The sequence below is a fragment of the Sphingopyxis fribergensis genome, assembly GCF_000803645.1.
Taxonomy (GTDB): domain Bacteria; phylum Pseudomonadota; class Alphaproteobacteria; order Sphingomonadales; family Sphingomonadaceae; genus Sphingopyxis; species Sphingopyxis fribergensis.
The window spans coordinates 1-22,113 of the sequence record NZ_CP009123.1; the positions used below are offsets into that span (position 1 = coordinate 1).

Here is a 22,113-nt window from a genome sequence, read left to right on the forward strand (position 1 = left end):
TTATGCTGCCATGAGTCGAAACCCCGTTGCCGAGTCGAGTTGAGGCTTCCCGTTATTCCGTCGCCAGCAACTCTAACTAACGATTTGCCGCGAGGGCGTTCAATGTGGGGGTCGCCTTCAGAAAACCGAACATTTCGCACGCCAGAGCCTTTTTCGACCGTTTTGCCTCCTAGCCGCAGGGCAGCGCCATGCGGTCCCGTCAGATCGGTCTTTTGAGGCGAAGCACTCGTTTGGTCTGCGAAAGTTCTGCCGGCTCGGATGCGGCGGCGTTTGCCTCTGTGCCCCTTGTTTCGAATAGAGCGACAACGGCCAAAAAAAGATTTCCGCCAACGGAGCCCAACGCCTATGCGGGCAGTGCGAATCATTCTCATTAGGATATTTTATGCCGCCATTTTTGAAGGGCAGTGCAAGTCGGGGGGCGAAAGCCTTGGGGCGGTCGATACTCGCGGCGCTGCTGATCGCCTTGCTTTTCTTGCAGCCCGCCCGGGCGAGCGAACCCGAAGTGCAGACGGTGTGGCGGCTTCTCGACTATATCGCGGTCGATTACCCCGGTGCGGTCTCGAACGGCCGCGTCATCAGCGAAGCCGAATATGCCGAGATGGTCGAATTTTCCGGGCAGGTCGAAACGCGGCTGAAACGGCTCCCGCAGAAGACCGCCAAGCCCGCCTTGCTCGCGCGCGCCGCGAAACTAAGCGCTGCGATCGGCGCGAGGTCGGCACCGGCAGCGGTGGCCGAGCAGTCGCACCAGCTCGCGGACGCGCTGCTGGCGAGCTACCCGGTGCCGCTTGCTCCGAAATCTGCGCCCGACCTCGCGCGCGGCGCAACGCTGTATCGGGAAAATTGCGCGGTGTGCCATGGAGCAGGCGGGGCCGGAGATGGCCCGAACGCGGCACAGCTCGACCCGCCGCCGATTGCCTTTACCGATTTGTCGCGTGCCAGGGAACGGAGCCTGTTTGCGCTGTACCAGGTGATATCGCAGGGGCTCGAAGGAACTTCGATGGCGAGCTTCGACTCACTCCCCGAGGCGGATCGCTGGGCCTTGGCCTTCTACGTCGGCAGCCTTGCCTATCCGGACTCCTCCGCCCCGAACGGTCGCAACATTTGGGAAAAGGACGCTGCGACCCGCGCGGCGCTGCCCAATATGACCATTTTTGTTGGCACGACGCCGGCCGAGCTCGCTGCCACGCTCGGCGACAGCCGGGCCGGGCCGCTGACGGCCTATCTGCGCCGCCAGCCGCAGGCGCTGGAAGCCAAGCCTGCGGGATCCCTGGCCTTCGCGCGCCAGCGCCTCGAGGCGAGCATGAAGGCCTATAGCGCGGGGGACCGGAAGCGGGCGTCCGACCTGGCCTTGTCGGCCTATCTCGACGGATTCGAGCCTGTCGAGCCTGTCCTTGCGGCGCGCGATTCCGACCTCATGGCGGAAATCGAGATGGCGATGGGCAATTTGCGCTCGGCCATTGGAAAGGGCAGCCCGATCGCGGAGGTAGAGGCCGCAAATGCCGAAGTGGCCCGGCTGTTTGTCGAAGCCGAGGCGGCGCTTGCGCCCGAACAGGCTAGCGCTTCGTCGAGCTTCCTCGGCGCGTTCGGGGTCCTCCTGCGCGAAGGCCTCGAGGCGCTGCTAATCGTCATTGCCATGATGGCCTTCCTTCGCAAAACCGGGCGAACCGACGTCATGGGATATGTCCACGGGGGATGGGTTTCCGCTCTTGCGGCGGGCGCCTTGACCTGGTTTGTAGCCACTTATTTCATCGGGATCAGCGGCGCATCGCGTGAGCTCACCGAAGGATTTGGCTCGCTCTTCGCCGCGATCATCCTGATCTCCGTCGGCATCTGGATGCATGGCAAAAGCAATGCCGAAGCCTGGCAGCGCTACATCAAGGAGAAAATCTCCGCTGCCCTGTCGCGCCGGTCTGCGTGGTTCCTGTTCGGGCTGACCTTCCTTGTGGTCTACCGCGAAGTCTTCGAGACGATCCTCTTTTACGCCGCCTTATGGGCGCAGGGAAATGGCGGCGCCCTGCTGGCGGGGGCGGGGGCGGCCGTGGTTCTGTTGGGCATGATCGCTTGGGCCTTGCTGCGCTACAGCGCCCGATTGCCGATCACGCAATTCTTTTCCTGGAGCGCGGCACTTATCGCAATTTTGGCAGTCGTGCTGGCCGGGAAGGGTATCGGCGGGCTTCAGGAAGCGGGCCTAATCGGAGTTACGCCGCTGGCCGGATTTCCGCGCATCCCGATGATGGGGGTGTACCCGACGATACAGACGGTTCTGGCCCAGCTTGCGGCCGCGATGGTCCTTGCCACGGGCTTCTGGTATAACCGGGCGAGGGCACCGGGCGTGGCTTAGCTGACTAAGCGAGAAATGGCGTGATCGCCCGAACAGGACGGATTCCCAGTTCTGCGTTACCCAGGGGTCTGCCCCGGTTTGTTAGACGCAAACGGGCGAAGAGCGTCGCGAATGATGTCATAGGCCGAATGCAGAAAGAGCGGCGCGATGACGCCAATGCCGCCCAACAGGTTGGCCTCGGGCGGAATCGGCGTCACCTCAAGGTTTGTGCGCCAGACAACGATTTGGCAGACATAATGCGAACATCGGCTAATTAGCGAGCTTGAGGCGCGACATGGGATCGTTGAGCTGGCGGAATTCACCGCCAGGCGGACGCTCCGCCTGCCCTCAAAGGCAGCCGCCGGGCAGGCTACGCCGCGGGGTACGATGCTACTGACATGGCCAAGCCTTCGCTAACGAGCGTTCAGCTCCGGCCACCATATGAACACTCATAAAATAGCTATTCTGCTCCGCCCAGCGTAAATATGCCGCGCGCAGCGCCGATCGGTCATAGCGTGGAGCGCGGCATTCCGCTTTTCGCGCGACGATCATCATGTCGAGCACGCCTTGGAGGTAAGCGCCGCATCGCGGCTCATTCGCTTGACAGCTTACGAACAACGCCGAGCCCGTCGCCGACGCGGGTTCGGTTTGGCCGATCGCACTATCAGGCAGGGCGGCCAAAGCGGCGCATAACAATATCCATCGCCTTGGCCGCATTTTCGTCTCCTATTCCGCAGTATCATTTCGGAAGGGGCGCACGGCCCTCGACGGCCGGCGCCCCGTGCTGATCCATCATTCGCGGCCGAGCACCTGGCCTTCGGGCGTGACGAACAGTTCGATCGTCTTTCCGTCGCTGTTCTTGCCCTTGATTTCATAGAGCGTGCTTCCGTCCGCCTTTCGGGTGACTTGCTCCGCTTTGCTTATTGACGCGAGTTGCGCGCGTGCCGCGTTCATCGCGGCCTCGGGCACCTGAGCAAGCGGGATGTCTCGTTCGCTGTGCTTGCCGATTATCCGGTTTTCGTTCGCCTCGTGGTTTTGCGCGATCGCCACGCCCGCGATCGCCAGCGCGGCCGCGCCCACGCCTGCGACAACAGTGAGAGTTCGTTTGCTAGCCATGTTCCATTCCACTTCCTGCATAAGGGCCGTGGGGTCGGGCGGGCGGCGGTTACGGCCCAATGAGCCGTCGTCCGAGTTCAACTCCTCTGATTGTTCATCCTGTCGAGCGCCGCGCGCAGCCCACGGGCGAGCTTGGCTGCGTCGTCGTTGGCCCAGAAGTGCATGAAGAACAGCCGCGGCTCGTCGTTTAGCATATGATTATGCAGCGCCGTGACCTCGATCCCGTTCGTCCGCAGCACGCGCAGGACCGGATCGACCTCGTTTGCGACAAGTACGAAATCGCCGGTGATGGCGGCTCGGCCGTCCCCGGTTGGCTGAAAGTTGATCGCGGTCGCCGTGCCCATCGTCGGCGGAGTCTCCATATCGCCGTCCATCAGCCGCTCGGCGCGCGGAAAGCTGTATTGGAGGATGCCACCGGCCGTCTTGCCCTCACCGCCCATCAACCGGTTGAGCGCGGCCACATCGAGGTCGAGCCGCGATGCGGCTGCGCTGGCCGAAGGCGATTGCGGCGCGGCGAGCGGGGTCCGACTGGCTGATAGCGCTTGCCGGAGCGCGGCCGCGAGCTTCACCGGGTCGCCGTGGCCGGCAATGTGCATGTACATGGTCGCAGGCGAAGAGCGGAGCAGGTGATTGTGGAGCGCGGTGATCGTAAAACCGCTTGCGAGCAGGCGGCTCAAAACGGGGTTCACCTCGTCGTGGGTCAGCACGAGATCGCCCATCACCATCGCCTCGTCGCCCATCGGCTGAAACGCCGCCCAAGAGCCGAGCGCGAGGGAGGGCTTGATCGTCACCCCATCCAGCGTGACGCTCAGGTCCGAACGCGGGAAGCTGTAGCGGTGAACGCCCCCCGGCTGTTCGGCCCCCGCTCGTCCTATCGCCCGGTCGACAGCCGACCAGTCCGGCGCTGCCCATGCCGGGCTTGCCAGCAGGAGGCTGGCGAATCCCAAGGCGATGGTCTTTTTCAGCATAATTGATCCTTCATCAGCGCACTCGACACGGAAAGCCTCACGTCATGCGAGCGCGCCGCCGGCGAGCCGCGACATTGCGCTCCGGTTTCTTTCTTCGGGATAAGCAGTCCTATGCTCATGAGGCTTGTGATGCAACCCTTACACTTGTAGGCTAGTGACGATACAACTATGACAAACACACAAGCTTCCCCTTGGTTGCTCCTGATCCCGCAGCTTCCGGCTAAGCCTGCCTATTTGCGGGTGAAGGTCTGGCGGCGTTTGCAGGCGATCGGGGCCGCGCCGCTCAAGAACGCCGTCCATGCGCTCCCCAATCGCGAGGACACGCGCGCGCTGTTCGAAGAACTGCATCGCGAGATCACCGAAAATGGCGGCGAGGCGCTGATCCTCGAAGCGCGCCTTGTCGGCGGCATGGGCGATGCGGAGCTGCGCGGAGTGTTCGACGCTGCGCGTGACGCCGACTATGAGGAGTTGGCACGCGAGGCGCGCGCGCTGTGTGAGGGCGAGTATGTCGCGGCGGCGGATGTGGGCCGCCTGCGCAAACGCCTGAACGAGGTCGCCGCGATCGACTTTTTCGGTGCGCATGGTCGGCAGGCGGCACAGGCCGCCATCACCGAGGCGGACCGCCGCTCTCACCAACATCCCGATGTGAGCGGCCCCGGTGCGCCCGAGCTGACCCCGGCGGAGCTAAAGCGCCGCGTTTGGGTGACGCGCCGCCATGTCCATGTCGATCGCATCGCGTCCGCCTGGCTCATTCGCCGCTTCATCGACCCCGAGGCGAGCTTCAAGTTCGTCGAGGGCAAAGGATATGTGCCGGAGCCTGACGAACTGAGGTTCGACATGGCGGACGCTGAGTTCACCCACGAAGGCGACCGCTGCTCCTTCGAGACCTTGGTGTTCCTCACCGGTCTCGAGACCGACCCCGCGCTGCGGGCGCTCGGCGAAATTGTTCACGACCTTGATATTGCCGATGCTCGGTTCGAGCGCCCGGAAACTCCGGGAGTGAGCGCGCTTATCGCCGGCATCTGTGCCGGCACCGACGACGACGAGGAGCGGATCGCGCGCGGATCGACCGCGCTCGACGGATTCTATGCTCACTTCACCCGGCGAAAAGAGGACTAAAGATGGAGGCCAGCGCACGCGCTGAAATCGCAGTCGAGACGCTGCACGAGCACGGCATCAGCTTTGGCGAGGCGGTGCGCGTCTGGATCAGGGTCGCGCTGCTCAGCTTCGGCGGACCGGCGGGCCAGATAGCGGTGATGCATCGCATCCTGGTCGAGGAGAAGCGCTGGATCGGCGAGGAGCGGTTCCTCCACGCGCTCAACTATTGCATGCTGCTGCCCGGCCCTGAAGCGCAACAGCTAGCTGTCTATATTGGCTGGTTGCTCCATAAGACCAAGGGCGGCCTGGTCGCGGGCGCGCTATTCGTGCTGCCCGGCTTCCTCGCGATTTTAGGGCTCAGCTATGTCTATGTGCTGCTCGGCGAAGTGCCGCTGGTCGAGGGATTGTTCTTCGGATTGAAGGCCGCCGTGCTGGCGGTGGTGCTACAGGCGGTGGTCCGGGTGGGTTCGCGTGCCTTGAAGAACAACGTCATGCGCGGTTTTGCCGCGCTGGCGTTCGTCGCGATCTTCGTGCTCGACGTGCCCTTCCCGCTGATCGTGCTTGCCGCCGCGCTGATCGGCTTCTTCGGTGGCCGCGCTGGTTACGCCGCATTCAAGGGCGGCGGCGGACATGGTCCCGCCGGCGCTGAGATAATCCACGACCGCGACACCGCTCTTGGCGAGGGCCTTCCCGACCATGCGCGGCCGAACCTTTCCTGGTCGCTGCGCATCTCCGGCGTCCTGCTGCTGCTCTGGCTCGGGCCGGTCGCAGCGCTGCTGTTCGCGTTCGGCCCCGACGACGTGTTCAGCCGCATCGCCACCTTCTTCAGCCAGATGGCGGTGGTGACCTTCGGCGGCGCCTATGCGGTGCTCGCCTATGTCGCGCAGGAGGCAGTCGAGACCTATGGCTGGCTCCAGCCCGGCGAGATGCTCGACGGGCTCGGCATGGCCGAGACCACGCCCGGGCCGCTGATCATGGTGACGCAGTTCGTCGGCTTCCTCGCGGCCTTCCGCGAAGCGACCGGGCTGCCGCCGCTCGTCGCCGCGACCTTCGGCGCAATCCTCACCACCTGGGTTACCTTCCTGCCATGCTTCCTGTGGATCTTCGCCGGCGCGCCATTCATCGAGCGGCTGCGCGGCAACCGCGCATTGTCGGCCGCGCTTTCGGCGATCACCGCCGCAGTGGTCGGCGTGATCCTCAATCTGGCGGTCTGGTTTGGTATCCACACTCTGTTCGAGCAAGTCCGCGAAGTGCCGTTCGCAGCCGGCACCATCGATCTCCCAGTCCTAACGTCCGTCAACTGGCCGGCGCTGGCGCTCGCGGTGGGTGCGATACTCGCCATGTTCCGGTTCAAGGCCGGCATGCTGCCGGTGCTCGGCGTCTGCTCGGTCCTCGGGGCCGCATATGTAATGATCATCTGAAGGAGTGACGCGTGACGATCGACCATCTTTCCCGACGCAGTGCAATCGCAACTCTTGGCATCGGAGCCGCCGCCATGACTATCAACGAAGCCTCTGCGCAGACGCCGGCCGCAGCGCCGGCGGCTGTCCCCGCCTTTGCCGGAAATCATCAGGTCAAGCCGCTCAGGTTCAATCCCGCCAGGCTTCACGGCCTCTCCGAAAGGCTGATCACATCGCACCACGAGAACAATTATGCGGGCTCGGTCAAGGCCCTGAATATGATCGAGACACGACTTGCCGCCGCGCTCGCTGACACGGACCTGCCGCCGGTGGTCTATGGCGGATTGAAGCGCGAGGAGCTGCACCGCACCGGCTCGGTCGTGCTCCATGAGGTCTATTTCGACGGGCTCGGCGGCAACGGCCAGGCAGCCGGTTCCATCCGCGACGCGCTGGGCGCGGCGTTCGGCTCGTTCGACCGCTGGGAAGCCGACTTCCGCCGTACCGGGATGAGCCTTGCCGGCGGATCGGGCTGGTGCGTGCTCGTCTACAATCTCCACACGCGCTCGCTGCACAACCATTGGGCGTGGGATCATATGCACGGTGCGATTGCCGGCGTGCCGCTGCTCGCGCTCGATATGTACGAGCACAGTTTCCACATGGATTACGGCACCGCCGCCGCCAAATATGTCGACGCCTTCTTCCGCAACATCGACTGGGAAGTGGTCGACCGGCGCTATGCCGCGGCTTTGCGCGGCGGCGGCTGAACCCGACCGCCGTGGCTTAACACCCACTGCTGCGCGACACCTGAGTTCGCGACCACAAAGGGGACAGGTCCGATGGGGAGATGCAACAATGACATCCGGCCCGTACATCGCTCTTCTTTGGCGTGGGCAAGCAGCCGAGTGGACGCATCGCTTTCATGAAGCCCGGCAGTGGCCGATAATGCAGGCCTTGCGGGCGCTCGGGGCGACCGCAAGGCCTGTACTGTACAGGGACGAGGCGGTTCGCGAGATTCGGGACGAGCTGCTGTCGTGCGACGCAGTGCTGGTCTGGGTGAATCCGTTGGACATTTCAGGCGACCGCTCGCAGCTCGATCCAATGCTGCGCGAAGTCGCGGGGTGCGGCGTTGTCGTCAGCGCGCATCCTGACGTGATCGCCAAAATCGGCGTCAAGGAAGTGCTCTACACAACGCGATCCATGGAATGGGGCAGCGATGTCGATCGATACGTGGACGCTGAAGGCCTTCGCGCTCGTTTCCCCGAACATCTTGCCGCAGGCCCGCGCGTGCTGAAGCCGAACTACGGCAACGGCGGCAGGAATGTATGGCGTGTCCAACTAGACGAAGCGGGAAACGCTCCGGCTTTGAAAACGTCGGTGAAAGTTCAAGAGGCCCGCCAAGGAAGCAAATCGGAGCGCATCAGCCTAGCCGAGTGCTTGGAAAGGTGGGTGCCGTTTCTAAACGACGGCGGCGTGCTGATCGATCAGGCTTATCAGCCGCAGTCGTCCGAGGGCATGGTCCGCTGCTACGTGTGCGGGCACCGAGTGGTTGGCTTTGGGCACAACCTGATCACTGCGCTGATGACGCCAACGGCCATTGATACAACGTCGTCAACCCCACAGCCGATGGGCCGCGCCATGTTCGGACCGGAGGTGACGCGCTTCGTAGCCTTACGGAAAGCGATGGAGGATCGCTGGATTCCAGAGATGCAAAGGTTGCTGTCGATCGCCGACCACGATCTTCCGCTTCTTTGGGACGCCGACTTCCTATTTCGCCCTGGTGAAGCCATCAGCGATGGCTCCTATGCGCTTTGCGAGATCAATGCTAGTTCGGTTGCACCATTTCCGCCAAGCGCCGTCCAGCCAGTCGCCGCAGCGGCAATCGGTCGCGCTCTTGCCATTCGTTTGACGAAGGAGACCTCCAATCCTCATTGATATGATTCAAGCAATTCAAGAGACGTGACATTGGTCGTATCAATCAGACAAGCCTAAGGGTGAGCGAGGCTGGGTGAAACCGGCTCAGGTGGCAGCGCGGAGATACTGGTAGAGGGTTTCGCGACTGATCCCCAGGTCACGGGCGATGACGGCCTTGCGCTCGCCGTCATCAACACGGCGGTGCAGCTCGGCGACCATTTCGTCGGAGAGGGAACGTTTCCGCCCGCGATAAGCACCGCGTTGTCTGGCGACCGCAATGCCTTCGCGCTGCCGCTCCCGGATCAGGGCGCGCTCGAATTCGGCGAACGCACCCATGACCGAGAGCATCAGGTTGGCCATCGGGGAATCCTCGCCCGAGAAGGCCAGGCTTTCCTTAACGAACTCGATCCGGACGCCTCTTTTGGTGAGGGACTGAACCAGTTTGCGCAGATCGTCGAGATTACGCGCCAATCGATCCATGCTGTGGACCACGACGGTGTCACCCTCGCGGGCGAAGGCGAGCATGGCATCGAGTTCGGGGCGGTTGATGTCCTTGCCCGATGCCTTGTCGGTGAAAATCCGGTCGAGCGACTGCCCGTCCAACTGGCGATCGACATTCTGATCGAATGTGCTCACCCGGACGTAACCGATCCTCTGGCCTTTCATCGCCGCCTCCGGTCAAAATGTCAGGTTGAATTCTATGACACGGCGGAACATGCGTCAATAAATGCTTGCCATAACCCTATCCTGACAGAAACCGCCGCTGCATCCTGACGTCCGGTTAGGCTATACTCCAGATTGACGCTAGCCTGTCGCTCTCGACTCGGGATGGAGGCAGGATGGCGCGGCGGCGATTATTGACCGGAGAAGAAAGGCGTCGCCTGTTCGATATCCCCCATGACGAAACCGCGATCGTCGGCCACTATACCCTTGCCGCCGAGGATCTCGAACTGGTCGGTCGCCGCTATCGCCCTGCCAACCGCCTCGGTCTGGCAACGCAGATCGCGCTTATGCGGCATCCCGGCTTCGGTTTGCAGCCCGACGTCGACGTCCCCGATGCGGTCCTTCACTATCTCGCCGCCCAGCTCTTCGTCGATGTTGATGCGTTCGCCGACTATGGCCAGCGCGCGCAAACACGTAACGATCATGCCGACATTGCGGCACGGCATCTGGGGCTACACCCTTTTCGGCGAGGGGATATACCGCTCGCGCTCGATCTCGCCGCAAGAGCTGCGGAGCGGACCGATCGGGGCGAACCTATTGTCCGCGCATTGATGGAGGGGCTGAAGCAGGAACGCTTCATTCTTCCATCGGCAGACACGCTCGAACGTGCGGGCCTCGCCGGCAGGGCACGCGCCCGCAAAGCCGCGGCGGCGCTCATTGTCGAAAGCCTGGGTCATGCCGAACTGGCGCGGATCGATGATCTGATCGTCAACAACAGCGACTTCGGCATGACGCCGCTGGCCTGGCTGCGCAATTTCGAGGAAGCGCCCACCACGGCGAACATCAACGGGCTGCTGGAACGGCTACGCTATGTGCGCGGAATCGGCATCGACCCGGCGATCGGCGCGAAAATCCCCGACTTCCGGTTCGCGCAGTTCATGCGCGAAGGTGGCGTTGCGCCGGCGTTCCTGCTCTCCGATTATAGCCTTAACAGGCGCCGCGCGACGCTGATCGCGGCGGTCATCGACCTCGATGCCAGGCTCGCCGATGGTGCGATCCAGATGTTCGACAGGCTTGTCGGAAGCCTGTTCACACGGGCGCGGCGCGGGCGGGAAAGGCGCTATCAGGACAGCATCCGCTCGGTCGGCGAACTTATGCGGCTGTTCGGCGCGACGATCGCCGCGCTGGGAGAGGCGGTCGAACATGGCGGTAATCCGCTCGAACTGATCGACGAAGCGGTAGGCTGGCACAGACTGGTCGCAGCCAAATCGCAGGTCGATGCGCTGGCCGAGCTGGCGGGCGAAGATGCGCTTGTCGCGGCGACTGGTCGCTATGCGACGCTGCGGCGGTTCAGCCCGGCTTTCCTCGATACATTCACGTTCAAGGCATCGGGGAGCGGATCGCAACTGGTCAAGGCCATCGAGGTCATCCGCGATACCAATGCCCGCAAGGCCCGCAGCCTGCCCGAGGGCGTTCCGCTCCCATTCGCCAACCGGCAGTGGAAGCGCCTCATCACCGAAGGTGGCCAGGTCGATCGCCGGCGATACGAGACGGCCATCATGGCCACGCTGCGCGATCGGTTGCGCGCCGGCGACATATGGGTCGAAGGAACCCGCAATTATCGCCGCTTCGACACCTATTTGCTGAGTCGACGCGATGCCGATAAGGTGGCCGACAGCCTGCCATTCCAGACCGATGCGGCCGCCTATCTGGAGGAGCGGGCAAGGACGCTCGACTGGCGGCTGCGCCGTTTCGCCAAGCAACTCAAGGCGAACAGGCTCGCGGGCGTGGCGCTCGAACGCGACCGGCTCAAGCTGCAACCCATGCCGGCGATCACTCCACCCGAGGCGGAGGCTCTCGATCGCAGGCTCGACGCCTTGCTTCCGCGCGTGCGGATCACCGAACTCCTGGTCGAGGTGGCCGAGCGCACCGGGTTCCTGAGCGCATTTCGCGATCTTCGGTCCGGCAAGGAGCATGACAACCCGCACGCGATCCTCGCCGCCATTCTCGCTGATGGATCGAATCTGGGTCTAGAGCGCATGGCCAACGCCAGCGACGGGGTGAGCTACGCCCAGCTTGCCTGGACCCACAACTGGTATTTGTCGCCCGAAAACTATCAGGCCGCGTTGGGGATGATCGTTGCCGCGCACCATGATCTTCCTTTCACGCGCCATTGGGGAGCCGGCACTAGTTCATCCTCCGATGGGCAGTTCTTCCGCTCGGGCCGCAACCGATCGGCGGCGGCCGACATCAATGCGAAATATGGCAGCGAGCCGGGCCTGAAGATCTACTCCCACCTGTCCGATCATTTTGCCTCGTTCGGATCGCGGATCATGTCGGCCACCGCCGGCGAGGCCCCCTACGTGCTGGATGGCCTGATGCTCGGCGCCGGCGCGCTACCGCTGCATGAGCATTACACTGATACCGGCGGCGCGACGGACCATGTCTTTGCCCTTTGCCATCTTCTCGGCTTCCGGTTCGTGCCCCGTCTGCGCGACATCGCCGACCGGAAACTCGGCTCGATCGCCGCGCCTTCGACCTACAAAGGCATCGAAAGCCTCATGGGCCGCACGATCAAGACGGCGGCGATCGAAGCCGATTGGGATGACATCGTCAGGATCGTCGCCTCCATTAAGGAAGGAGCCGTTGCGCCCTCCGCGATCCTGCGCAAGCTGGCCGCCTACAAGCGCCAGAACAGGCTGGATTTTGCGCTGGCCGAACTCGGCCGCATCGAGCGGACGCTATTTGCGCTCGACTGGCTTGAACAGCCCGACTTGCGTCGCGCCTGCCAGGCCGGCCTCAATAAAGGCGAAGCACGTCATACCCTTGCCGCCGCGATCTACACCAACCGACAGGGGCGGTTCACCGATCGCTCGATCGAGAATCAGGAATATCGGGCATCGGGCCTCAATCTGCTGATCGCGGCGATTTCTTACTGGAACACCGTCTATATGGACAGGGCCGCCCAGCATCTCCAATCATCCGGCGGCACCTTCGATGATGCGCTGCTTGCCCATCTCTCGCCGATGGGCTGGGTGCATATCAGTTTGACCGGCGACTATCTGTGGCAAAGGGCAAACCGGCTCTCCCCTGGCGAGTTCCGCACCCTCAACGATCCCATGGCCCGCCTCAAACTCGTGGCATAGCCAGTGTTCTCATTATGTCCGCCAAATCGTTGTCTGGCGCACAAACCTTGAGGTGACGCCATGCTGCTCGGCAATCGAGTGGCTGAAAGCCTATGTAGAATTCGGCAGCCTTACCATGTCTATCTGTCGATAGACGGCGGCAACGAGCAGGCGCACGACAGCAATCGTGGAAAGGACAGTTTCCGGCGAGCCGTAAGGGGGGGGCACTGCCTTCTCCGTCATCGTGGCGAAAGCGCGTGGCCGCACGTCAGCCTTTATCAGCTCGATCTCGGGGTCGACGAAGCTACATACGATGCGGAATTTCTGAACCTAGCGGCGCAATGCGACGTTTGGCAGCGAGTCACCCCGATCGTGGCAAATGGGTCCGATCCCACCTACAACGACAGCCTCGATCCGACGCTCCATTGGCAGGCGGACGCGCGCGGCCCGCAGCCCAATGGAGCCTGTTTTTGGGCCGGCTACAGCTTATCCGTGTCGCCGACGGGGGACGTGTCGCCATGCATCCTCACGCAAATTGCCAATCCGGAGGCGCTCCTTGGCAATCTCCGCAATGATTCCATGGATGCTATCATCGGCAGAGCGTCCGCGTTTAGAGAGCGGCTCGAAATCGACGGGCGCCAATCATTTTCGCTGTGCGCATCCTGTTTCAAAGTGTCGGGAAAGCCGCGCCCCCCGCGCGCCCCGATCGACTTGCGCGATCAACTGACCCCCGACAAAATCGCAAATTAGATTTCGAGCAGCGCTTCGGTTGCCGGACAGCGAAAGCGTGTAAGCTTCAGCGATAGGATATGGAGATGAAGGCGGGATTTGCCCAATCAGTAATCACGCCGCCGCTGCCGATCCAATTGGCAGGACATCGCGGGCCGCGCATGGCCACTTCGATTGGCGACGATTTGTTAGCAAAAGCGTTGGTTTGTTCCGACCGTGATACCCTCTACGCGATCGTCTCGCTCGATCTCATCTGGTTACCGCGCCGCTTCATTCGCAAGGTTCGGGACCTAATTTCGCGTTCCTCGGCCATTCGTCCCGAGAACGTGATGATTGCATGCACGCATACACATTCCGGGCCCGACACACTTAACTGGTATGCCTTCGCGCCGCCGATAGCCGGCTGGTGGATGGAATGGCTAGCGCAGATGGTCGCGAGCACCGTGTACCTTGCCCTAAACAACGTTGACGATTGCACTGCGGTCAGAGGCCAGGCCAGATTCGATCTCGCTGTCAATCGACGGCGCCCGGTGGACGGACAAATTTATCGCCTGCCATATGAAATGGGTCATACCGACCAGCGCCTGTCGATACTCCAATTTTCTGCGGGAGATCGCAGCCTCGGAGGAATCGTTCATGCAGCAATGCACCCCGTTGTTCTCGGCGCGGACAGCCACGCGATTAGCGGCGACTGGTGCGGTATCGCGATGGCAGAGCTTGGCACGCGAGCGGGTGGGATCTGGCTGTTTTTGAACGGCGCCGCAGGGGACAACAACCCGAAGATATGGAGCGGTCATAACAACTATGACGCAATGTGCAGCGTTGCGCGCGCCGCGGCGGACTGCGCTGAGCAAGCCTTGAATTCGGCGCGTCCGTTCGCAGTCGAGACTATGGGATCGCGAATTCTCGATGGAGTCTATGAAGAGCGATCGCACCCCTACCTGACCGTGGAGCAGCGGCTGCGAACCAGCGAGGAAGGGGGCTTGTATGTCGAAAGTCAGGTGCTCCGGCTGGGCAATATGCCTTTCGTGGCGATGGGCGGAGAGTGTCTTTTCGACACCGCCCGAATAATCGAAAGCGCGGTTGGAGACTGTCTGGTCGTGAGCTATGCCAACGACTATGTCGGGTATCTGCCCACACGTGAGCATTATGGCGAGGGAGGTTATGAACCGGCGGCATCAATGCTCAGTGAGTCCGGCGCGGAAGCTTATGTATCCGCGGCCATCGCGAATGCGGAACATATTATGGGGCGAAACAAGATACCGACATGATCCTGTTCATCGGCTTCATCGCAGCTGGCCCACGCGAAGCAATCCAGGCGTCGCCGAAATGGATTGACGGCCTCTCGGCCTACGAAGGAGACCCTGTCATTCGGGCCTCCGATGCATCGACGGTCGCGAAATACGGGACCAGGGTTACTGAAATGCTCGCGGGCGGCCATCAAAAAGCGCGCAGCCCACTCCAAATCTACCACTTCCAATATGCATTCTACACTATGCTCGCTCGCGCGTTGCTGCTGAAGCGCCCCGATATCACTGGCATCTTAGGATATTCGGGCGGTATACAGCCCGGGTTGCTCGCAGCCGAGATTTTCACGGCATCGAGTTTCCCTGCCGAGGTTGCCGACCTGAATCTCGAAGTCGCAAATCATGCTCTGCGGAATCGCGAGCAGGGGGTTAGCGCATGCTGCATCGACTTCTCGGAATCGGACTGGAAAGTCGAAGAGGTTTTCGAGTTGATTCGCAAGAAGTTTGACGGGGGCATATATTTGCAGGACCGGCGAAACGTAGGCGTCATGGATTTTGTGGGCCCCCGGGCGCTGATGGTTGATTTTCTGGCTACACTCGACAAGCGGGGAGGAATGGCGGTTCGAGCAAGCCGGTTACGGCTGGACGGTGGGTATCACACGCCTTTGATGGGCTCCTATCTCGAAAAACCGTATGATCTGGATTGCTGGGCAGATGCGCCGGCGCGTTTGAGCGCTTCACCGCTGAGAATCGGCTCGACCGTCGGGCATTGGTGGCCGAGGACAAGTGGTGCGCGCGATGTGCGAGACCTGACGCTGCGCTCGCAGACCGATCCGATCGAAAGCGGCCGCTTGTCTACGCTGGTGAAAGATCAGGAACTGATCTTTCTGGGATCGCGCATCGTTCTTCTCGAAGTGTTCGCCGGCACAGGCTATGTCCCTTCTGAGAATTCGGTGCTGCGACCAGACATGCTATGACTTTGGACAAGTTGCGGGGCTGAGAGAAAAGAGAGAATCCCCGCAGCCCGAACGATGGAGGGCTGATTTGGTATTGCGCCGCCAGCTTCAATGGAACGCCAATTGGCCATGATTTGGCGAACATAGTTTTGTGTTTCTGCTATTCTTGGGATGCGTCGTACTGATCGTACCCGGCCAGGCCCCGCATTGTATGCTGCAAGCGCGAAGTCGACCCTGCCAAACTCATCGAGCTGCTGCGCGAGATACATTGCTGTTCCGGTAAGGTTCTGCATCAGATCGTAGCGGTCAACGCCAAGCTGCCGCGCTGTCGCCGGCATGAGCTGACCGAGTCCAAAGGCACCCTTCGGACTTAGAGCTGACGGATTGTAACGGCTCTCCTGCATGATGAGGGCGTCTATCAGTCCGACCGGGAGGCGTGCTTCGCACGCTGCTCGCCGCACTAAAGGGTAGAGCAGCTCCCTACGTCGATCGGCGCGTTGACCCAGAATTGGAGATGGGCGGTACGGCTTGACCGCGCAATCTCCGGCCGCGAAGCGATCTGAAATTCCTAGGGGCGGCGACTGGGTATGCGTGGGTGCTCTTGGTGCTCCTCGCGAAGGCCGGAGATATTTGATCCGACCAAGGCGCAGGCGGGCGGGGTCACGATTCATCTCCTCTGGGGCGATCGCTGCGAATTGGTTCCGCATATCGTTTTCGACGGCGGGAATATTCTCTTTCTGTGGCAGAGGTCGAGCAAAGTCGATCAGCTGGGCCTGTCGGACTACCATTTCCTCCGCGTCTGCCACTCCTGTTTGGAGGGCGAAGATCAATGCAGTCGAAGTAAGCAGAAATCGTTTCATCGACCGAGGGCCAGGAAGCGCTGTTTAATCTGTCTGTTTGCCTCAAGGCCTTTGCAAACCGCTTGCTCGGCCTGATTTAGAATTGCTTCCGTCTGCCAGCTATTCAATTCTTCCTCGGGTTCATTGTCCGGGTGAGAAATCGCTTCGGCTAGTCTGGCTACCAAGCGCGAAGCCAATATGGTGCCTGGCGCGTAATATGATCCCGGGCAACCAAGCACCTGGAGAGCGATCTGGGCTCTAAGTCGATCAATCCGCAAAGCGTCACTGATCGCTAGCAGGCGATCATAACTCGGCGTTCCGCCGTGCGCCAAAAAATGATCGATTGTTCCAGGGCTCAACCTTGCGGTGCTGGCGACCTGCCGGATCGACAGACCGGTCCTCGATTGTTGCTCCTGACAAAGAGAACGGTAGAGATTTGACAATGACATTCGGTGCCCCAGAGAAATGAATAAATTCCATCATATGAACTAATTCGTTCCTATATAGGGCAGCGACAGAGCGCTGAAATGTCAAGTTGAGAAAGCCCCAAATCTGGTTTGAATATTATGCCCCTGTGATGATGTAGAATGCGAGTCGATGTAGCTGAATATTGGTAACGCGGGTGCCAGACGATTCAGAGAGGCGCCACCGGACCCTCCTGAGCCGGTCGTTGACCCATTTATCTACCCCGATGTTGATTGGGATATCACCACAAACCGAGTCCGTGCTCGCAAAATATAGCAGGTCCTTCGGGGTTAGTTTTCCCAATTCACCGAGCTTTTTCTCGGCCACGTGCGCTAGCAGGCTTGGCAGGGAGTAGGCCCGTCGTTCGCATATGGATAATTCGCATATCGCCCGACACTGTATCTCCCAGAACGCCTCGCTAGCCCTGTAGCGCAGGGTCACTGTTTGAGTCTTTGGCATTCCATAAGCTTTCGATGGCCTCGTAACTATGCACTTCGATCTTCACACACAGTCTTCGAGTCCAAAGTGCCTGAAATTTTCGTTGCCGCGAGCAGAAACTTCATCCGAGTAACGAATTTCATGGTCAAACTGACGAATATTTCGTTCGCATTTATACAGATTTTTGAAGCAAAAATACCCATATCCACGCAAATCAGGTAATAATCGGTCAGCGCTGGCTTGACCAGCATTTGCCACGGTTTCCCTTTCTGAGCGGCTCCCGTTCCGGGCGTCGTTCACAAGATGGGAAAAAATCATGCAAACCATGTCACTGATGAAAGACCGGGAGGGGGCGTTCGGTCGCGATCATCTTCCGCTTCTGGCCGCGGTAACGCTCCTTGCGTTCGTGTTGCTCGCAGGGCCGGCGTTCGCCGGCACCGATACGACCTTCGACACCGCGTTTAACAAATTCACCGCGTTTCTCGAAGGCTCGGGCGGCAAGATCATCACGATCATCTCGCTGGCGCTCGGCCTCGCCGGCATGGCCTCGGGCCGCTTCAGCCTCGGTCAGATCGCTCTTCCCGTCGGCGTCGGCATCGGTGTCGGCACGGGCGTTCCGATCGTCACCTCGGCTGTGACTGCGATCATCTGATGTGGGCGTCCCGGGAGTGCGCCAAGCGCGCTTAACCGGGCAATTGGGGCGGGGCGGTTATGGATCGCTATGTGATTCCCGGGAAGCTGGATGAACCCGAACGGATCGGGCTCTGGACCATGGACGAGTTCGTCGCGATGGCCGGACCCTTTTTTATCGGGATCCTCGCACAGCATATCATCTGGGGCATATGTTTCGGAATCCTGGGTTGGTGGGTCTTGCGAAAGGCAAAAGCAGGCCGTGCTGGTTCGTGGCTCCTCCATATGGCCTATTGGTATCTTCCCAGCGGTGTCATGGGCATCCGGGCCGTCCCGCCTTCATATCTTCGATTGATGGCGGGGTAAGCGATGGAAGCGGGATTCAGCCAGGCGCAGGCGCAGCGCGTTCTCAAACAGCGCAATATGCTCGTGATGGCGAGCGCGGGCCTTGCGATCGTTACCATCTTCTCGCTGATCGCGGCCTCCGAGCGTGATCGGGCGATTGTTCTGCAGCCGGTCCTGACGCGGCAGCTCGAGCTGAGCAGCGCGGGCGTCAGCCGAGAGTATCTGGAACTGGTGACGCGCGACGCGGCCGTGATGATGCTCAATCGCAGTCCGCAGAACCTCGATTACTGGATGGATTCGGTCCTCAAGATCGTTCACCCCTCCGCCTACGGTCGGATCAAGGGCGATTTGCTCAAGATCGTCAACGACCAGCGCGGCTCCAGTGTGTCGCAATATTTCACGATGGAATCGATGCGGGTGGATCCGCAGAGCCTGATGTCGGAGACGACGGGCACGCTCCACACGATGGTCGGCCGTCAAGAGGTTGGCGCGGTCAAGCGCACCTTCCGTTTCGACTGGAATTACACGGGCGTCGAGCTCCGATTGATCGGCTTCGGCATCGTGGTCCCGAACAAGCCGGGTGAAGACGCGCCCATTGGCGCCACTGAACCCGCTCCCCAATGATGGAGATGCTCATGCCTATGGCACTCGGCACCGGCGGCGTGCTGTTTACGTCGCGCCCAATGGATCGGCTCCAGCGCGTTCTCGGCGTGACGATGATCGGCGCGGCTATCCTAACCGCGCAAAGCGCCCGCGCGGACGAGACTGTGATGGTCGAGGACAATTCCCGTGTCGCGTGCGTCGCGTCGGAAAAGGATCTGACGCGCATCAGCCTTATCGGTGACGAGTTCGCGAGCGTGTCGAAGGTACAGCCGACGAACCCGCTGGATGATTTCTCGGTCGTCAACGAGCCGACGCGCGGCGACATCTATTTGTCGGTCCCGGAGGGCTTTCGCCTGAAAGTCCTGTCGTTCTTCGGGACGACGAAGAAGGGCTATGTCTACAAGTTCGGCTGCCGGATCGAGGCGATCGAGGCCCAGCAGATATTCGTGTCGAACCCGCTCGCCTTGGCAAAGGCGGAGGCGGTCACGGAATCAGAAGAGGACGCGCCCGACGCGGACGAGACGGCAGTGCGCCTCATCCAGGCGATGGCGTCGCAGGAAATCGTCCCGGGCTATCGGATGCGTCGCTCCGCTCTTGTCCCCGTCCAGGCCGGCGATCTCACCGTGCAGCTCGTCGCCGAATATGAGGGCCTCGATGTCGTCGGCCGCGTCGTCCGGATCGAGAACAGCTCGCCCGCTCCCGTCGAAATCACTGAGGGGCGGATAGCCCCCGTCGACGCGATCGCGGTGTCGATCGCCAACCCGAAGCTGGCGCCGCGACAGGCGACGTCGGCCTACGTCGTCACCCGGAAGCAAGGGAGCTAATCATGACAGGTCTGGGGTCATTCCTGAAACGCGGTTCGCCGCGCGGTGAGGCGGCCGTAGCGCCGGCAGTTCCCGAAGGCGCGAGCTTGTCGGTCAACGAAGGCGTCGAAAAGCGCCAGCGGATGCTTTTGTTCGGTGTCGGCGGTCTCCTCCTGACCGCAGCGGTCTACTGGTTGTTCTTCACCGGCAATACGGACGAGGGTCCGAATGCGCCGGGCAAGGATCTGGCATCGGAGAATATCAAGGTTTCGACCGACGATCTGGCGGCGCGCAACCTTTCCGAAAAGGAATGGCTGTCGATGTCGGAGAACCGGCTGAACAGCCAGGATAACCAGCTTCGCCGCATGCAAGGGCAGGGCGATCAGCTCGAGCAGATGCAGGCACAGATTGACGCGCTGCGCTCTGAAAATTCCAACATGGCATCGGAAGGTACGCGGGTCCTTTCGGCCTATGACGATGAAAATCGCCAGCTGAAGGAACAGCTCGCGGCGGCGCAAGCGTCGTCGCGGCCCTCCGCTGGCCCGACGGCGCTCTATGGTGCCGGTGGTCCTGCAGCCTATGATGCAGCCGGCGGCGGTGCGATCGCGGGGGCGCAAGCGCGGCGCGAGCTCAAGGTGATCAGTTTCGCGGCGACGCCGGCAGCGACCGGTGGCGGCAGCAAATCTGCGCCGACCAGCAATCTCTTCGCGTCCGACAGCCCCAATTATCTCCCGGCGAATAGCTATGCGAAAGCCCGGGTCATCGTCGGGGTCGATGCAGCGTCGAATGTTCAATCGCAGTCGGATCCGCTTCCGGTGGTCCTCCGTATCGTGGGGCCCGCGCGGTCGGTTGCGCAGAACGGCAAGGTGCTGACGACGCGCATCGATGGGTGTCTGGTCAACGGCGCAGCGCGCGGCGATCTCTCATCCGAGAAAGTCTATGTGAAGCTCGCCAAGATGACCTGCCCGCAACCGGGTGGCCGCTATGCCGAAAGCGAGGTCAAGGGCTTCATCGCGTTCGGCGGCAAGACCGGGGTCCGTGGCCGCGTGGTGAGCCGCGAAGGCAGTTTGACGATGCAAGCATTCTTCGCCGGTCTGGTCGGCGGGATCGGTCGCGGCTTCTCGGCCAACTCGAACAGCTTCCTCTCGGGGACCACGACCGTCGTCAACGGCGAGCGCCAGAAATTGTCGACCGGCGACATCGCCAAGGGCGGTATCGGTGAAGGCGTAAGCCAGGCCGGCGACATGCTCTCCCAATATCTGATCGAGCGCGCTGAACAATATCAGCCCGTCATCGAGATGCCCACCGGCGTTGAAGTCGAGATCGTGTTTCTCGACGGCGCCTTCATTCGCAATTGAGGAAAGGGCTGAACATGAAGCTCAAAGTTGGTTTGGTCGCCGCATTGCTCCTCGGAGGCGCAGCGACCGCAGTCTATGCCGCCGATCGGCTTGAGCCGACCCGCGTTTCGGCGCTCCTCAAGACTCGCCTCCCGAAAACGCAGGTCTCGCAGATCGACTGCGACAAGGTTGCGGGGCTCTGCGAGGTCGTTGCCGGCAAGACATTGTTCTACGTCGACGGGACCGCGCGGTATCTGATCGTCGGCCGCGTCTACGATATGGAGTCGCGTCAGGACCTGACGGCGGCAAAGCTGCTCGAGATGAATCCGGACATGCTGCTCGGTGGTGCGGCGAAAGCTGGTCTCGAGGAGGAAAGCGAAACGCCGGTCCCGCAGATGGCGGCGGCTGGTCCTGCAGGACGGGCGGCCCAGCCGCCGGCTGCCGCGCAGAAGGTAGACCTCTCGAAACTGCCTGCCTCGGGCGCGATCGTCTGGGGTAATCCATCGGGCACGCCCGTCACCATCTTCACCGATCTTCATTGCGGTTTCTGCCGTGCGCTCGCGAACGAGCTCGAGCAAATGAATGTCCGGGTGATCGAACGGCCGATTTCGACCCTCGGGACGCGCGATCTGTCCAATCGCGTCTATTGCGCCAAGGACAAGCCGCGTGCCCTGAGGGCAGCCTATGCAGGCGCGGAAGTGGCCCCGGCGAGCTGCGACACCAGCGGCCTCGATGCGAATGAGAATTTTGCCCGATCGAACGGGTTCAGCGGCACGCCCGTCCTCGTCCGGTCCGATGGAACGGTTCTCGAGGGCTATCGCCCGCGAGCGGTCCTCGAGACCTGGCTGAAGGGAGGCCGGTGATGGCTCCGGTCGATCGATTGGGCGGCGCGATCTTTGTCCTCTTCCTCGCGAGCCAGGTCGGGATGATCATCATCGTCAATTCCTACTTCGCGGAGTTCGGACCCGCTGGCCGCTTTGCTCTCATGTTCGCCTTTTTCAAGGCCTTGGCGATTTGCATGATCCTGTTCGCCAGCATGGCGGGTGGAGCGATGGCGCTGCGGGCCCTTCGGTCGAGGCGCGTTCAGATTTTCGAAATCGGCAACGGAAGGAGCTGACGA

23 protein-coding genes are annotated in these 22,113 nt (G+C 61.6%); 16 read left to right on the forward strand and 7 right to left on the reverse strand.

From position 1 onward, the window contains the following. Positions 1–382 precede the first annotated feature (382 nt). On the forward strand, positions 383–2,341 hold the full coding sequence (locus SKP52_RS23405; RefSeq protein ID WP_052209037.1) for a cytochrome c/FTR1 family iron permease: 1,959 nt from the start codon (positions 383–385) through the stop codon (positions 2,339–2,341). A gap of 369 nt (positions 2,342–2,710) precedes the next feature. On the opposite strand, the gene SKP52_RS27515 is transcribed toward SKP52_RS23405, so the two are convergent. The 3 genes from SKP52_RS27515 to SKP52_RS23420 all read right to left on the reverse strand — a co-directional run bounded on the left by SKP52_RS27515 (position 2,711) and on the right by SKP52_RS23420 (position 4,404). Beyond that, the gene (locus SKP52_RS27515) at positions 2,711–3,037 is read right to left on the reverse strand and encodes a Rap1a/Tai family immunity protein (protein ID WP_223178489.1); all 327 of its coding nucleotides are present in this window, start codon (positions 3,035–3,037) and stop codon (positions 2,711–2,713) included. 75 nt (positions 3,038–3,112) lie between these two features. Further along, entirely contained in the window at positions 3,113–3,517 is a 405-nt protein-coding gene (locus tag SKP52_RS23415) for a PepSY domain-containing protein (RefSeq protein WP_228165648.1), read from the reverse strand. Next, positions 3,514–4,404 carry a DUF1259 domain-containing protein gene (locus SKP52_RS23420; RefSeq protein WP_008603797.1) on the reverse strand — a complete coding sequence of 297 codons (891 nt, stop codon included), beginning with the start codon at positions 4,402–4,404 and terminating at the stop codon, positions 3,514–3,516. The genes SKP52_RS23415 and SKP52_RS23420 overlap by 4 nt, the downstream gene beginning before the upstream one ends. 168 nt (positions 4,405–4,572) lie before the next feature. Here SKP52_RS23420 and SKP52_RS23425 point away from each other — a divergent pair, with 168 nt between their 5' ends. The 4 genes from SKP52_RS23425 (at position 4,573) to SKP52_RS23440 (ending at position 8,834) form a co-directional block, all read left to right on the forward strand. Further along, entirely contained in the window at positions 4,573–5,523 is a 951-nt protein-coding gene (locus tag SKP52_RS23425; RefSeq protein ID WP_025160483.1) for a chromate resistance protein ChrB domain-containing protein, read from the forward strand. Positions 5,524–5,525: 2 nt separating this feature from the next. Further along, positions 5,526–6,923 carry a chromate efflux transporter gene (gene chrA / locus SKP52_RS23430; RefSeq protein WP_040110184.1) on the forward strand — a complete coding sequence of 466 codons (1,398 nt, stop codon included), beginning with the start codon at positions 5,526–5,528 and terminating at the stop codon, positions 6,921–6,923. Positions 6,924–6,997: 74 nt separating this feature from the next. Next, positions 6,998–7,666, forward strand: a complete 669-nt coding sequence (locus SKP52_RS23435) for a superoxide dismutase (protein WP_017184236.1) — start codon at positions 6,998–7,000, stop codon at positions 7,664–7,666. An 88-nt stretch (positions 7,667–7,754) separates the two neighbouring features. Further along, positions 7,755–8,834: a Cj0069 family protein gene (locus SKP52_RS23440; RefSeq protein WP_160292464.1), complete on the forward strand. Its 1,080-nt coding sequence runs from the start codon at positions 7,755–7,757 to the stop codon at positions 8,832–8,834. Between the two features lie 84 nt (positions 8,835–8,918). On the opposite strand, the gene SKP52_RS23445 is transcribed toward SKP52_RS23440, so the two are convergent. Then, entirely contained in the window at positions 8,919–9,479 is a 561-nt protein-coding gene (locus SKP52_RS23445) for a recombinase family protein (RefSeq protein ID WP_017184234.1), read from the reverse strand. Between the two features lie 173 nt (positions 9,480–9,652). Here SKP52_RS23445 and SKP52_RS23455 point away from each other — a divergent pair, with 173 nt between their 5' ends. The 4 genes from SKP52_RS23455 to SKP52_RS23470 all read left to right on the forward strand — a co-directional run bounded on the left by SKP52_RS23455 (position 9,653) and on the right by SKP52_RS23470 (position 15,554). After that, a complete protein-coding gene (locus SKP52_RS23455) occupies positions 9,653–12,622 on the forward strand; it encodes a Tn3 family transposase (RefSeq protein WP_008603805.1) in 2,970 nt (989 codons plus the stop codon). A 60-nt stretch (positions 12,623–12,682) separates the two neighbouring features. Further along, a complete protein-coding gene (locus SKP52_RS23460) occupies positions 12,683–13,351 on the forward strand; it encodes a radical SAM/SPASM domain-containing protein (protein ID WP_040110185.1) in 669 nt (222 codons plus the stop codon). A 65-nt stretch (positions 13,352–13,416) separates the two neighbouring features. Continuing rightward, on the forward strand, positions 13,417–14,601 hold the full coding sequence (locus tag SKP52_RS23465) for a neutral/alkaline non-lysosomal ceramidase N-terminal domain-containing protein (protein ID WP_160292465.1): 1,185 nt from the start codon (positions 13,417–13,419) through the stop codon (positions 14,599–14,601). After that, positions 14,598–15,554, forward strand: coding sequence for a hypothetical protein (locus tag SKP52_RS23470; protein WP_037554281.1), 957 nt, complete (start codon positions 14,598–14,600; stop codon positions 15,552–15,554). The genes SKP52_RS23465 and SKP52_RS23470 overlap by 4 nt, the downstream gene beginning before the upstream one ends. Here the strand turns inward: SKP52_RS23470 and SKP52_RS27400 are convergent. The 3 genes from SKP52_RS27400 to SKP52_RS27155 all read right to left on the reverse strand — a co-directional run bounded on the left by SKP52_RS27400 (position 15,509) and on the right by SKP52_RS27155 (position 17,593). Further along, complete coding sequence (locus SKP52_RS27400) at positions 15,509–16,393, reverse strand: lytic transglycosylase domain-containing protein (RefSeq protein ID WP_148309291.1); 885 nt, start codon at positions 16,391–16,393, stop codon at positions 15,509–15,511. The two genes, SKP52_RS23470 and SKP52_RS27400, sit on opposite strands and share 46 nt — an antisense overlap. Then, positions 16,390–16,815 (reverse strand): hypothetical protein, encoded by a 426-nt coding sequence (locus SKP52_RS26335; protein ID WP_148309292.1) that lies wholly within the window; start codon positions 16,813–16,815, stop codon positions 16,390–16,392. The genes SKP52_RS27400 and SKP52_RS26335 overlap by 4 nt, the downstream gene beginning before the upstream one ends. A gap of 523 nt (positions 16,816–17,338) precedes the next feature. Beyond that, positions 17,339–17,593 carry a hypothetical protein gene (locus tag SKP52_RS27155; protein ID WP_152567575.1) on the reverse strand — a complete coding sequence of 85 codons (255 nt, stop codon included), beginning with the start codon at positions 17,591–17,593 and terminating at the stop codon, positions 17,339–17,341. Between the two features lie 7 nt (positions 17,594–17,600). Between SKP52_RS27155 and SKP52_RS23480 the strand changes: the two genes are divergently transcribed. From SKP52_RS23480 to SKP52_RS23510, 7 genes are read left to right on the forward strand one after another with little or no spacing between them, the layout of a single operon-like run. Then, positions 17,601–17,927 (forward strand): TrbC/VirB2 family protein, encoded by a 327-nt coding sequence (locus tag SKP52_RS23480; RefSeq protein WP_167702750.1) that lies wholly within the window; start codon positions 17,601–17,603, stop codon positions 17,925–17,927. 59 nt (positions 17,928–17,986) lie between these two features. Then, positions 17,987–18,271 (forward strand): type IV conjugative transfer system protein TraL, encoded by a 285-nt coding sequence (traL, locus tag SKP52_RS23485; RefSeq protein WP_037554274.1) that lies wholly within the window; start codon positions 17,987–17,989, stop codon positions 18,269–18,271. A 3-nt stretch (positions 18,272–18,274) separates the two neighbouring features. Further along, entirely contained in the window at positions 18,275–18,874 is a 600-nt protein-coding gene (locus SKP52_RS23490; RefSeq protein ID WP_052182096.1) for a type IV conjugative transfer system protein TraE, read from the forward strand. A gap of 11 nt (positions 18,875–18,885) precedes the next feature. Continuing rightward, entirely contained in the window at positions 18,886–19,677 is a 792-nt protein-coding gene (locus SKP52_RS23495) for a type-F conjugative transfer system secretin TraK (RefSeq protein ID WP_228383952.1), read from the forward strand. Between the two features lie 2 nt (positions 19,678–19,679). Continuing rightward, positions 19,680–21,014, forward strand: a complete 1,335-nt coding sequence (locus tag SKP52_RS23500; protein ID WP_081933007.1) for a TraB/VirB10 family protein — start codon at positions 19,680–19,682, stop codon at positions 21,012–21,014. Positions 21,015–21,028: 14 nt separating this feature from the next. Next, the gene (locus SKP52_RS23505) at positions 21,029–21,856 is read left to right on the forward strand and encodes a DsbC family protein (RefSeq protein ID WP_037554272.1); all 828 of its coding nucleotides are present in this window, start codon (positions 21,029–21,031) and stop codon (positions 21,854–21,856) included. Positions 21,857–21,873: 17 nt separating this feature from the next. After that, complete coding sequence (locus tag SKP52_RS23510; RefSeq protein WP_228383953.1) at positions 21,874–22,110, forward strand: hypothetical protein; 237 nt, start codon at positions 21,874–21,876, stop codon at positions 22,108–22,110. The last annotated feature ends 3 nt before the right edge of the window (positions 22,111–22,113 follow it).

What these genes read in the sequence shown, in the direction of transcription:
- SKP52_RS23405 (WP_052209037.1), top strand. Translation starts at nt 383, where the DNA reads ATGCCGCCATTTTTGAAGGGCAGTGCAAGTCGGGGGGCGAAAGCCTTG.
- SKP52_RS27515 (WP_223178489.1), bottom strand. Translation starts at nt 3,037, where the DNA reads ATGCGGCCAAGGCGATGGATATTGTTATGCGCCGCTTTGGCCGCCCTG.
- SKP52_RS23420 (WP_008603797.1), bottom strand. Translation starts at nt 4,404, where the DNA reads ATGCTGAAAAAGACCATCGCCTTGGGATTCGCCAGCCTCCTGCTGGCA.
- SKP52_RS23425 (WP_025160483.1), top strand. Translation starts at nt 4,573, where the DNA reads ATGACAAACACACAAGCTTCCCCTTGGTTGCTCCTGATCCCGCAGCTT.
- chrA (WP_040110184.1), top strand. Translation starts at nt 5,526, where the DNA reads ATGGAGGCCAGCGCACGCGCTGAAATCGCAGTCGAGACGCTGCACGAG.
- SKP52_RS23435 (WP_017184236.1), top strand. Translation starts at nt 6,998, where the DNA reads ATGACTATCAACGAAGCCTCTGCGCAGACGCCGGCCGCAGCGCCGGCG.
- SKP52_RS23440 (WP_160292464.1), top strand. Translation starts at nt 7,755, where the DNA reads ATGACATCCGGCCCGTACATCGCTCTTCTTTGGCGTGGGCAAGCAGCC.
- SKP52_RS23445 (WP_017184234.1), bottom strand. Translation starts at nt 9,479, where the DNA reads ATGAAAGGCCAGAGGATCGGTTACGTCCGGGTGAGCACATTCGATCAG.
- SKP52_RS23455 (WP_008603805.1), top strand. Translation starts at nt 9,653, where the DNA reads ATGGCGCGGCGGCGATTATTGACCGGAGAAGAAAGGCGTCGCCTGTTC.
- SKP52_RS23460 (WP_040110185.1), top strand. Translation starts at nt 12,683, where the DNA reads ATGCTGCTCGGCAATCGAGTGGCTGAAAGCCTATGTAGAATTCGGCAG.
- SKP52_RS23465 (WP_160292465.1), top strand. Translation starts at nt 13,417, where the DNA reads ATGAAGGCGGGATTTGCCCAATCAGTAATCACGCCGCCGCTGCCGATC.
- SKP52_RS23470 (WP_037554281.1), top strand. Translation starts at nt 14,598, where the DNA reads ATGATCCTGTTCATCGGCTTCATCGCAGCTGGCCCACGCGAAGCAATC.
- SKP52_RS27400 (WP_148309291.1), bottom strand. Translation starts at nt 16,393, where the DNA reads ATGAAACGATTTCTGCTTACTTCGACTGCATTGATCTTCGCCCTCCAA.
- SKP52_RS27155 (WP_152567575.1), bottom strand. Translation starts at nt 17,593, where the DNA reads ATGATTTTTTCCCATCTTGTGAACGACGCCCGGAACGGGAGCCGCTCA.
- SKP52_RS23480 (WP_167702750.1), top strand. Translation starts at nt 17,601, where the DNA reads ATGTCACTGATGAAAGACCGGGAGGGGGCGTTCGGTCGCGATCATCTT.
- traL (WP_037554274.1), top strand. Translation starts at nt 17,987, where the DNA reads ATGGATCGCTATGTGATTCCCGGGAAGCTGGATGAACCCGAACGGATC.
- SKP52_RS23490 (WP_052182096.1), top strand. Translation starts at nt 18,275, where the DNA reads ATGGAAGCGGGATTCAGCCAGGCGCAGGCGCAGCGCGTTCTCAAACAG.
- SKP52_RS23495 (WP_228383952.1), top strand. Translation starts at nt 18,886, where the DNA reads ATGCCTATGGCACTCGGCACCGGCGGCGTGCTGTTTACGTCGCGCCCA.
- SKP52_RS23500 (WP_081933007.1), top strand. Translation starts at nt 19,680, where the DNA reads ATGACAGGTCTGGGGTCATTCCTGAAACGCGGTTCGCCGCGCGGTGAG.
- SKP52_RS23505 (WP_037554272.1), top strand. Translation starts at nt 21,029, where the DNA reads ATGAAGCTCAAAGTTGGTTTGGTCGCCGCATTGCTCCTCGGAGGCGCA.